The sequence below is a fragment of the Butyribacter sp. genome (assembly GCF_056818865.1).
Genome location: NZ_DBLYGC010000004.1, coordinates 143,296 through 154,501, shown reverse-complemented (window position 1 = coordinate 154,501; position 11,206 = coordinate 143,296). Strand labels below are relative to the sequence as shown.

The 11,206-nt window shown below is 36.9% G+C and carries 7 protein-coding genes; all 7 read left to right on the top strand.

Features of this window, described 5'->3' with window-relative positions; translation table 11 throughout:
• Positions 1 to 115 precede the first annotated feature (115 nt).
• Positions 116 to 349 (top strand): carbon storage regulator, encoded by a 234-nt coding sequence (locus ACZLXV_RS03260; protein ID WP_022223397.1) that lies wholly within the window; start codon positions 116 to 118, stop codon positions 347 to 349.
• A gap of 240 nt (positions 350 to 589) precedes the next feature.
• Entirely contained in the window at positions 590 to 2,215 is a 1,626-nt protein-coding gene (locus ACZLXV_RS03255; protein ID WP_482382467.1) for a flagellin N-terminal helical domain-containing protein, read from the top strand.
• Positions 2,216 to 2,694: 479 nt separating this feature from the next.
• On the top strand, positions 2,695 to 3,654 hold the full coding sequence (locus ACZLXV_RS03250; protein ID WP_022224046.1) for an Rpn family recombination-promoting nuclease/putative transposase: 960 nt from the start codon (positions 2,695 to 2,697) through the stop codon (positions 3,652 to 3,654).
• 300 nt (positions 3,655 to 3,954) lie between these two features.
• Positions 3,955 to 4,578, top strand: a complete 624-nt coding sequence (locus ACZLXV_RS03245) for a TetR/AcrR family transcriptional regulator (RefSeq protein ID WP_482382465.1) — start codon at positions 3,955 to 3,957, stop codon at positions 4,576 to 4,578.
• 55 nt (positions 4,579 to 4,633) lie between these two features.
• Positions 4,634 to 8,194, top strand: coding sequence for an HD domain-containing phosphohydrolase (locus ACZLXV_RS03240; RefSeq protein ID WP_482382464.1), 3,561 nt, complete (start codon positions 4,634 to 4,636; stop codon positions 8,192 to 8,194).
• Positions 8,194 to 9,396, top strand: a complete 1,203-nt coding sequence (locus ACZLXV_RS03235; protein WP_022224043.1) for a BMP family ABC transporter substrate-binding protein — start codon at positions 8,194 to 8,196, stop codon at positions 9,394 to 9,396. Before ACZLXV_RS03240 ends, ACZLXV_RS03235 begins: the two co-directional genes overlap by 1 nt.
• Before the next feature lie 130 nt (positions 9,397 to 9,526).
• Positions 9,527 to 11,158, top strand: a complete 1,632-nt coding sequence (locus ACZLXV_RS03230) for a glycoside hydrolase family 43 protein (RefSeq protein ID WP_022224042.1) — start codon at positions 9,527 to 9,529, stop codon at positions 11,156 to 11,158.
• The last annotated feature ends 48 nt before the right edge of the window (positions 11,159 to 11,206 follow it).

Here is an 11,206-nt window from a genome sequence, read left to right as displayed (position 1 = left end):
TGTAAATAATGTTTCCTTAAGTGCTTATTTTAATTCAACCTGATGAAAATAAAAAATCGGACAGAGTGCTGAATTAAACAGACTGCCGGACAACGAATACAGGGAGGTAATGTGGATGTTAAGACTTTCTATTGAAAACAAAGAGTATCTGATGGTTGGTGATGATGTAAAAATCATTTTTCTCGGTGGTACGGGAAATCATCACAGGATAATGATTGATGCACCTAAAGATGTAAAGATAGTCAGAAGCAAGGCTCTTAGAAAGCATATGAAAGAAAACGGGATAGAGTGTGAAGCTCCTTCTTACTATGAAGAAAAAGAGCATCCGGAGAAATACCGCAGGAAGTAAAAAGTTGTTAAGAAATTAATTTTAATATTAAAGAACTATTTTGAATGCGGATGATTTAAGTTTTCTTAGTTTGATAATGAATCAGTGAACCTAGGCATTGATTTTATTATATATAAAAATAAAAAATACAAAGCAGATTTTAGAATACGCTTTCAAACGGATTTGGAGCGTAGGACAAGTTGCCTACCGCACTACAGGTGCGGATGGTAACGGAAAAACACGGAGGTAATTATTATGGCAATGATAGTACAGCACAATATGTCAGCAATGAATGCTAACAGAATGTTAGGAATAACAAACAGTTCACTCGCAAAATCTACAGAGAAACTTTCTTCTGGTTATAGAATTAACCGTGCAGCAGATGATGCGGCAGGACTTTCTATTTCAGAGAAGATGAGAAGCCAGATTCGTGGCTTAAATAAAGCATCTGACAATGCTCAGGATGGTATCTCACTTATACAGACAGCAGAAGGTGCATTAAATGAGTCTCACTCAATTCTCCAGAGAATGAGAGAGCTTTCAGTACAGGCATCAAACGGTACAGAGACAGATGACGATAGAGAGGCAGTACAGCAAGAAATCAGTCAGCTTCAGGATGAGCTTACAAGAATTTCAAGCACTACAGAGTTTAATACAATGAAGCTTCTTGATGGTTCTTTGGCTGGACCACAGGGTGTATCAAAAGGTTCCAACCAGACAATAGGAAGTCAGGTAGCAAATTTAAAAGCAGCAGAAACAGGCATGACAGCAGGTGCAGATACATCTACTGAAACAGGTTTATTTGCAAAAGAAACTATAAAGATTGATGGTGCAGACATTACTGTAGACTGGACTACTCTTACAAGTGAAGAAAAAGCTGCATTAAAGCAGAACTGGACTGCATCAGATAGCTCAAAAGCAAGCAAAGCTGCTACAATCATGCAGGATAAGATCAATGAAGCTATTGACAATAGCGGACTTGGAGTAGCACATGTCACTGTAAAATCATCTGTAACAGGTGTTGCAGCAAGCTTTAATATCAAATCAGGCTCAGAAGGAACTGACTCTAAAATTAGTTTTGACAACTCTGCGGATACTTTAATAGGCAAGACTTTAGCAGGTGTTGCCGCTGCAGATGTAACAGGTTCAACAAAATATAGTGGTGAGAATGTAGCTGCTACAGAGAAGTTTTATATGAATATCAATGGTCAGTCATTGGTAGTAACACCAGCAGCAAAAGTAGATAATGGAGCTGCTATGTCAGATGTTGCAACAACATTACAGACATCAATCAATACTGCAATCGATACCTATAATAAAGATCGTGATGATGCTGATCAGTTGAAAAAGGTGACAGTTGATGTTTCAAAGGATGGTCGTCTTGTAGTGAGCAGTGAGAGTGGTTCTGTTTCATTTTCAGATTTTGGAACAGGTGAGGCTGCTAAAAAGCTCGGTCTTGATGCTTCTGCTACTAAGACAGCAGCAAATGGTGGAATGACACTTCAGATTGGTGCAAATGAAGGTCAGACAATGAACTTTGGCATTGAGGACATGAGTGCAGCAGCACTTGGTGTTGATGGTGGAAAGGTTGATATTGCTACTCAGTCAGGTGCTCAGAAAGCTACTACAACTATTGATGCAGCTATCAAGAAAGTATCTGCACAGAGAAGTAAACTTGGTGCTGTTCAGAACCGTCTTGAGCATACAATAGCAAACCTTGATACAGCTTCTGAGAATACTCAGACATCAGAGTCTCGTATCCGTGATACAGATATGGCTGAAGAAATGGTTGCATACAGCAAGAATAACATTCTTTTACAGGCAGGTCAGTCTATGCTTGCACAGGCTAATCAGTCTAACCAGGGTGTACTTTCACTTCTTCAGTAATGAAGTGATATGAGATGTTTGTGGGATTGCGTGAATTGTCAGGCAATGAAGCAATCTGTAACATCAGTTTAGCGTAAAATAGACTATTTCATACAAAGTAAAAAATCGCTATGGGATATTATGATTATTATCAGATATTCTGTAGCGATTTTATTATGTTATAGGAAACTTGTCGTTTCTTATAACATAATAAATGCTACGCATTCCGCTCAAGCGCGAAAGAGTCGCAAGCGACTCTTTGTTATGCATGAAAATTTATATTGACGAACATACATTCAGATGCTATTATAGATGCGCGAACAAATGTTTAGTGATAGTTATATTTTGAGTGTGTTATCATTCTGTATCTAGTACAACGAAAATTTAGGCAAGTTATTTAGATAAATAGCAACAGGTCAATACACTAGGGTTATAGACAATGATTATGTGGAATTGCATTTTGGATATACGGTATGTATAATGTATGAAAGGAGACATGTATGGGGAAAGTCGATATAGCAACAAAACAGTATATGTCGCATAGAGATGTAATAGCGGATGTTTTTAATTTTTATATTTATGATGGCAGACAGGTTATAAAACCTGAAAAATTACAGAAGATAGATACGGCAGAGGTTGCATTGCCTTATGGCAATGATGCAGAAATAGCAGTGCAGAAGTTAAGGGACAATATTATGCTGTGGACAATGGCAATGGATGATAAGGCAGCGTATGCTGTTCTAGGAATAGAAAATCAGGATAAAATCCATTATGCAATGGCAGTAAAAAATATGCTTTATGATGCGTTGCAGTATGCAAAGCAGGTGGAAGAGGCTAAGAGGTCATATAGGAATGGGTTAAATAAAAAAAGAATTAAGTTAAATTCAGAGGAATTTTTGTCCGGATTAAAAAAGGCTGACAGACTTATGCCTGTAATCACATTAGTAGTGTATTTTGGTGACAAGGATTGGGATGGAGCCAAAAGTATACATGAGATGTTATCAGTGGATGATGATGAGTTATTGTCGTATGTTCCGAATTATAAGATAAATCTTATAGAACCGGCAAAGATTTCAGATGAGGACTATGATAAATTTAAGACGGATGTTGGTTCGGTTTTGCAATTTATAAAGCATCAATCTGATGAAGATGGCAGCTGGATAAAGGGAAAAACAAGATTTAAACATGTTGAAAAAGAAGCCGTGGAGTTGATAAATCTGATAACCGGTTCAAAGATAACCGGAGAAGAGAAAGAGGAGGTGGTTGATATGTGCAGAGCATGGGAAAATTCTATAAATAATGCAATGCGTGAAGGAATGCGTGAAGGTGAACTTAAAGGAAAAATTGAAATTTTATATGAAGAATGTAATATGTCTATACATGATATAGCGAGAAAAGTTTCAAAGCCAGAGGAGTATGTAAGAGAAGTTATTAGGAAAATGTCAACAGCGTACCTGTAGAGAAAAAATTTGCTAAAAAGACGGTAGAAAGTGCGGTGGCAAATGCACTGGATGCAAAAAAGTATGGTTTGAGGCGGTGTATACTGCATAAAATAAAAAAATATGTAAACAGCAGAGATTGATATAAACTTTTCAGCGAATGGCGTTAGAGGCAGAGAGCCGTCCATTATCCGGAAAGTTTATATCAATTTTTGCGTTAAAAAGCCATAGCGAAAATAATTCGAAACATGTCTAATACTTGAAACTTTTCCGCATACATATTATTATTAAGACTGAGAGTATCAATGGAAAGGAAAGTTTATGAGAGAGGTAGAAGAAAAAAGGATAATAGATGCAGCATTTGATGTGTTTGTAAGAGAAAAAATCGAAGTTGCAAGTATGGCGGAGATTGCAAGGGAAGCAGGTGTTGGGAGAGCTACTGTATTTCGCCATTATCCCGGTAAACTTGATCTTGTTATCGCAGTCAATTCTGCAAAGTGGAAAGAATATTTAGATGAACTTGACAGAAAAAGACCGATTTCATCAGTGGGTGAGATTCCCGCTATTGACAGATTTATTTTCACGATGGATTGCTATATTGATATGTATGTGAATCATAAAGCACTTTTGCAATTTAATGACAATTTCAATCACTTTGTTTCACATTCGGGTGTCGATGGAAAAAAACTTAAAGGGTTTAATGATTCACTGCTGTCTGCAGATACAAGATTTATTAAAATGTATGAAAAAGCAAAAGAAGACCATACACTTAGAACTGATATACCATTTGAAGAATTTATGCGTCAGACGGTTCATGTTATGATGGCTGTCTGTACCTACTATGCCAACGGTTTTATATGGGGGTCAGACAGGAATAAAGATTATATTACTGAACTTACAAGAATTAAGGAAATGCTTGTTTCTTTTGCGAAAGATAAAAGGTAACGGTTGTTAAAGATAAAGAACAGTTTGTGATGATTAATCTGAGGAGAATATGCAAATGAAAAATAAAAAAGAATATATGATAATTTTTGCGGCTGTGGCGGCATTACTTATTGATATTTTGGGCAGGAAATTTGCCGTAAAGTTGGTATTACCGATGTGGTTTGACTCGATAGGAACATTTTTGATTGCATATCTGTATGGACCTGTCTGTGGGGCATTTGTTGGATTTACCAACAATATCATTTATGGAATATTTGTTGACCAGGAGTTGGTTTATTGTATTGTTGGGACTCTGTTGGGTATTATTGTAGGTTATTATTCAAAAAAGAAAGTTTTTGATAAACAGTTTACAACGATGACTTTAGGTATGGGACTTGCCGTCTTTTCAACAGTTACGGCGGTTATGATAAATGCAATGTTATATAGCGGAAAGATAAGCAATGTATGGGGAAATCAGGTTATGCTGTTGTGTGTTGATAAAGGCCTGCCAAAATTTATTTCTTATATAGCCGGTCAGTTTTGTGTGGAATTTATGGATAAGATGCTGACTGTGGAGATAATATATTTATTACTCAAAATTGCTCATTATGTCAGAAAAAATTTCAAAAAAAGATTTAAAACAATAACAGAAATAATCATTTTAGCTGTAGTCGCAGCAGGAGCCTGCTGCGGAAAAACAGATACTTCAATGGCAGCAGAAACAAAATTAGAAAATAATTCGGAAGGGTATTTAGAATATAATTCCTATATACAGACGCAGTATTCAAAGGAAGAGGGGCTTTTGTCCGGTGAAGCGAATGATATCGCCCAGACAAAGGACGGAAAGCTGTGGATAGGTACTTATGCAGGTCTGTTTAAGTATGATGGAGCGAAGTTTGTCTGCTTTCAGGATGTAAGTTCTGTCAAGAGCGTAAATTGTCTGTATGTGGATGAGGAGGGACGATTATGGGTAGGAACAAATGATAACGGTGTTACTATTTTTATAAATGAGGATGCCGTTAATGTTGTGGATGACCAAAATGGACTGCTTTCAAATTCAGTAAAAAAAATAGTATGTGATTCACATGGAAATTATTATATAGGGACTTCAGAGGCGTTGTCGGTTGTATCTCTCAGCGGAGGTGTAAAGGTTACAAAAACATTTAAAAATATAAAAAATGTGGTGTCAATGACTGCTGATGATAAAGGAAATGTTGTTGGTGTAACTGAAAGAGGAGAAGTATTCTGGGTACGTGACGGAAAAATTATAAATACGCCTAAAGGCATCAGCAGGTTTAAGGATTGCAATGAGGTTTGTTTTTTAAAAGATGGGCAGTTGTATATGGGGACAACCGGAAATTTAATATACATATTTGATATGAAATCAGGACAGCTCTGGCTTAAAGATAAAATCAGGATAAAAGGTTTTGAATCTGTAAATTGTTTTTATCAGACGGAAAATGATAAAATATTTGTCTGCTCAGATACAGGAGTAGCGGTTCTGGATAAAAGTGGAGGCTGCCACAGGTTGAACACCAATAATTTTAACAGTTCGATTGACAGTATGCTTGTTGATTATCAGGGAAATCTGTGGTTTAGTTCGTCAAGACTTGGACTGCTTGAAATGTGTGATTCATCGTTTGAAGAGATATTTCAAAATATTGGTATTACGGCAGTTGTCAATTCTACAGAAAAATGGAATGGACTGTTGTTTTGCGGTACCGATGATGGTCTGGTGGCTGTCAGGGGGAGAAAAAAAGTAAATAATTCACTTACAAGACAGCTTCAAAATGTCAGAATAAGATGCCTGAAAGCAGACAGCAAAAATGCGCTGTGGATAGCCACAACTGAAATGGGAGTATATAAGGTAACGGTAAATGAAAAAGGCAGATATAATGTTAAAAAATTCACTGATAAACAGGGAATGCCGGGGATGCGTTTTAGAAATATAATCGAATGCAGTGATGGCAGGATTATGATTGCAGGAGATTATGGTGTTGCGGTTATATCCGGTGAAAAGATTGTAAATGTTTTGGATTCAAAGAACGGAATGCTTAATGAAAGGTCGCTGTGCCTGCTGGAATATAAAGATGCATGTTATGTCGGCTCTGATGGAGGTGGAATAACAAAGATTGATAAAGATGGCAGCGTGACCAGGATAACAAAAAAAGATGGCTTGTCATCTGATGTTGTGCTTAGAATGGTCAGTGAGCCGGTTTATGGCGGAATGTTTATTGTTACAAGTAATGGTCTTAGTTACATGTCCAAAGACGGTAAGATAAAAAGTCTTGATAAATTTCCGTACAGTAATAATTACGATATAGTGTGCAATAAGAATGGGAGCTGCTGGGTATTAGGCAGTGCAGGAATTTATGAGGCAAAGATAAAAGAGCTGATTAAGAATGTTAGAAAAGATTATCTGCTGATAAATTCAAAACATGGCTTTAGGTCATCACTGGTTGCAAATTCGTGGCTCTGCAGGGAAGAAGATGTTCTTTATCTTTGTTGTGATACGGGTGTTGTAAAGGTAAATATGTCAGACGATAATATGGCGGATGATTCGTATCGTATGATAATGAATTATGTAGAGGTTGATGGCGAAAAGGTTGCAATAGACCGTGTAGATACATTGAAACTGTCAGCAGATTCAAACCAGATTACATTTGCACCGGAAATATTGAATTATTCAGTGAAGGATCCATATATAAGTGTTATCTTAAAAGGACATGATACTAAAGAGCGAACCTGTTTGTTGAGTAAGTTTAATAAGGTAACATATACCAACTTAAAAAACGGCAGATATGTGTTTAAAATATCCATTTTAGATGGTTATGACGGAAATGTTATAGAATCCGGAAGGTATATTATCGATAAAGAAAATGAAATGTACCAACACTGGTGGTTCAGACTTTATATCTGTGTTGTAGCAGGACTGGTGCTTATGTGGATTACCTGGTTTATTACGAGAAACTGGATGCAGAGAACAATGCTTAAACAAAAGCTTGAACTGGAATATACAAAGAAACAGATTACGATGAGTAATGAAACGATTCTTTCAATAGCACGTACAGTTGATGCAAAAGATACCAATACAAGTGAACATTCATACAGAGTATCGGAATATTCAGTTGCGATAGCAAAGCGACTTGGTTTTTCAGATGAAAAATGTGAAAATCTTCGTAAGATGGCTTTGCTCCATGATATAGGAAAAATCGGAATACCGGATGCAATTTTAAATAAGCCGGCAAAGCTGACGGATGAGGAGTATGCGGTAATGAAGACACATGTAACACTCGGTGCTGAGATATTAAAGGATTTTACGCTGATAGATAACGTGGATGTCGGAGCTTTGTACCATCATGAAAAATATGATGGTACGGGCTATTGTCACGGATTAAAAGGAACGGAGATTCCTATTGAAGCACGAATTATCGGTATTGCAGATGCGTTTGATGCGATGACGGCAAACCGTGTATATAGAAAACAGCTTGACATTGATTATGTGATAAATGAATTAAGACGCTGCAGTGGGACTCAATTTGATCCGAAACTGGTTAAGATAATGTTATCACTAATCGATGAGGGGATTATTGATGCAGAAAGTTTATATGCAAAGTCAAAAGGAGAATCAAACTAATGAAAAAAAGATATGCATTATGTCTGATAACATGTATCGTTATGACTTTATGTATGTTTGGAATACACAGGTTTACAAAAACAAAGGAAAAACATATTAAGGTTGGTTTCATATTTGTTGGAGATGAGATTACTCCATACACAAATAATTTTATAAAAGCAAGAAATCATATTAAGGAGATGTATGGCGACAGGATAGAATGTGTGACAATATACAATGTGACAGAGGGACAGCTTGAAAAGCCTTTGCAGAAGCTTATTGACGAAGGGTGTAATTATATAATCGCTGCAAGCTATGGTTATGGACCGGAGATCAAGGTAAAGGCAAAACAATATCCAGGTATACAGTTTTGCGTACCTACGGGAGATAATGCAAATGAAAAGCCGGTTCTGTCCAATTATCATAATTGCTTTGGCGAGATATATCAGGGCAGATATGTATGCGGTAAAGTAGCGGGAATGAAAATAAAACAGATGATAGACGAAAAGATTATTACTAAGGAGCAGGCGAAAATCGGTTATGTGGCAGCATTTCCGCTGCCGGAAGTTATATCGGGATATACATCATTTTATCTTGGGGTCAGGTCGGTTGTACCGGAGGCCGTCATGACAGTGAAATATACAAATACATGGTCAAGTTATTCGTTGGAAAAACAGGCGGCAAAAGAGCTGGTTGATGAGGATTGTGTTGTCATATCACAACATTCGGATACGGTTGGTCCAGCGGCTATATGTGAGAATGCTCAGAGGGATATACCGGTATATCATGTGGGATATAATCAGAGTATGACCGACATTGCACCAACCAGATCACTGGTCAGCTGCAGTGTTGATTATTCAAGCTATTTTGAACAGTCAGTTTATGCATTGCTGCACGATAAAAAAATAGAAGACTGCATTGACGGACGTACTTATAAGCAGGATGCCATGGCAGGAGTTGACAAAGGCTGGGTAAGGATACTTGATATAAATGAAGCAATCGTGCCAAAGGGAACAAAGGAGATGGTAGAAGACACTATAGAAAAAATTGAAAAAGGAAAACTGGAAGTATTTTCAGGCCCGTTTACCGGCGTGAGTGTATTTGACCCGGATGATAAAATAGACCTTAATACTCCGTATAAGGAAAATGCAAATTCGTCTTCGCCGTCTTTTTGCTATGTACTTGATGATGTTATCAATATTGAAGCTATGAATGAAGAGTAAAGTTGGTTGTATTTACATTTTTAACTTGCTTTTCCTATAAACATTTGTTATATTTAACTATATAAAAGTATGAATTATTTTAAGTTTTTGTTAAATATAACAATGAACACGGAAATATCTGGAGGAGAGTATGAACAAATTTAGTAGAAAACTGGTGAGTTTAGGCACGTGCATAGCTATATGCGGTACTGCTGTTTTGACTGGAGGATGCAGCGGTAACAGTTCAAAAAGCAGTTCATCAAATGGAGGAAAAATTGATATGGAAGCACTTGAAAAAGAGGAGAAGGGATTAAAACCTGATTATTCGGTAAATTATGACGGTATAAAGACTGCATCTATAAATGCAGGTGTAAGTGTACATGATCCTTCTATATTAAAGGTGGACGATACATATTATATTTATGGTTCACATATGTCTACAGCAAAATCTACAGACCTTAGAAACTGGACAAGCATCGGAGACGGTTATGATGTAAACAATCCGGTTTATAAAAACTTTCTGAGAAATGATGATGCATTTAAATATGCAGGAGGAGCATTTAGTGCGATACCTACAGATGACAATGGAACTCATGTATGGGCACCTGATGTAGTCTATAATAAGAAGCAGAAAAAATATTTTATGTATTTTTGTACTTCGTCAACATGGAATGCATCAAATCTTTGTTATGCAACATCAGAGTCTCCGGAGGGACCGTTTGAGTGGCAGGGAGCTTTGATATATTCAGGATTTACATCTGATACACTTAAAGATACGGATGTACTTGATTATGTGAGCGAAGATTATGCAAAAGAACATTATATAAACAACAATGGCGGCATGGAAGAATACAATTATAATGAATGCCCTAATGCTATTGATCCTACCACATTTTATGATGAGGACGGAAAGATGTGGATGGTTTATGGTTCGTGGTCAGGAGGAATTTTCCTTCTTGAGATTGATGAGAACACCGGAAAAGTAATTCATCCTGAAGCTGATGAAAAAAATAATGTCGATGCGTATTTTGGAAAAAGACTTATCGGTGGAGGACATGTAGCTATAGAGGGACCTTGGATAGAATATGACAAAGAAGCCGGATATTATTATCTGTTTGTGTCATATGGTTCTCTTGTAAGTGATGGAGGATATCAGATAAGAGTATTCCGTTCAAAGAAGGTCAACGGTGACTATGTAGATATGAAAGGAAACACACCGAAGCCTGATTCGGGAGACGAATCATTCTTTGGACTTAAACTTTCCGGAAACTATATGCTTCCGAGTCTTGAAAAAGCTTATATGGCAACGGGACATAATTCAGCACTTATAGATACTGACGGAAAGAGATACATTGTAAATCATACAAGATTTGATGACGGTACAGAGGCACATGAACCCAGAGTTCACCAGTATCTTCTTAATGAAGACGGATGGCCATGCATGCTGCCGTATGCAACAGACGGAGAGACTGTTTCGGAAAAAGGCTATGATAATGAAAAAATTATCGGAGACTATTATGTTGTAGATCAGGACACAACGGTCGACGGAAACATAGCAGAGCCGTTTAAACTTATCTTTACAGATAAGGGAAGTGTTTTTGGAAAAGACATAAAAGGAGTATGGACAGTCAAAGACGGTACATATTATGTAACAATAAAATACAATGATGATGAATTTAAAGGTGTATTCTGTGAGATGAATGATGAGGCGGGAACAAAGTGCATGACATTCTCGGCAGTAAGCAAAAACAAGAGCCTTTGGGCTGTAAAGTATTATAAGTAGAATATAAAACCAACGGCTTTATTCACAAATAAAAATAAAAGGCTGCAA

What these genes read in the sequence shown, in the direction of transcription:
- ACZLXV_RS03260 (WP_022223397.1), top strand. Translation starts at nt 116, where the DNA reads ATGTTAAGACTTTCTATTGAAAACAAAGAGTATCTGATGGTTGGTGAT.
- ACZLXV_RS03255 (WP_482382467.1), top strand. Translation starts at nt 590, where the DNA reads ATGATAGTACAGCACAATATGTCAGCAATGAATGCTAACAGAATGTTA.
- ACZLXV_RS03250 (WP_022224046.1), top strand. Translation starts at nt 2,695, where the DNA reads ATGGGGAAAGTCGATATAGCAACAAAACAGTATATGTCGCATAGAGAT.
- ACZLXV_RS03245 (WP_482382465.1), top strand. Translation starts at nt 3,955, where the DNA reads ATGAGAGAGGTAGAAGAAAAAAGGATAATAGATGCAGCATTTGATGTG.
- ACZLXV_RS03240 (WP_482382464.1), top strand. Translation starts at nt 4,634, where the DNA reads ATGAAAAATAAAAAAGAATATATGATAATTTTTGCGGCTGTGGCGGCA.
- ACZLXV_RS03235 (WP_022224043.1), top strand. Translation starts at nt 8,194, where the DNA reads ATGAAAAAAAGATATGCATTATGTCTGATAACATGTATCGTTATGACT.
- ACZLXV_RS03230 (WP_022224042.1), top strand. Translation starts at nt 9,527, where the DNA reads ATGAACAAATTTAGTAGAAAACTGGTGAGTTTAGGCACGTGCATAGCT.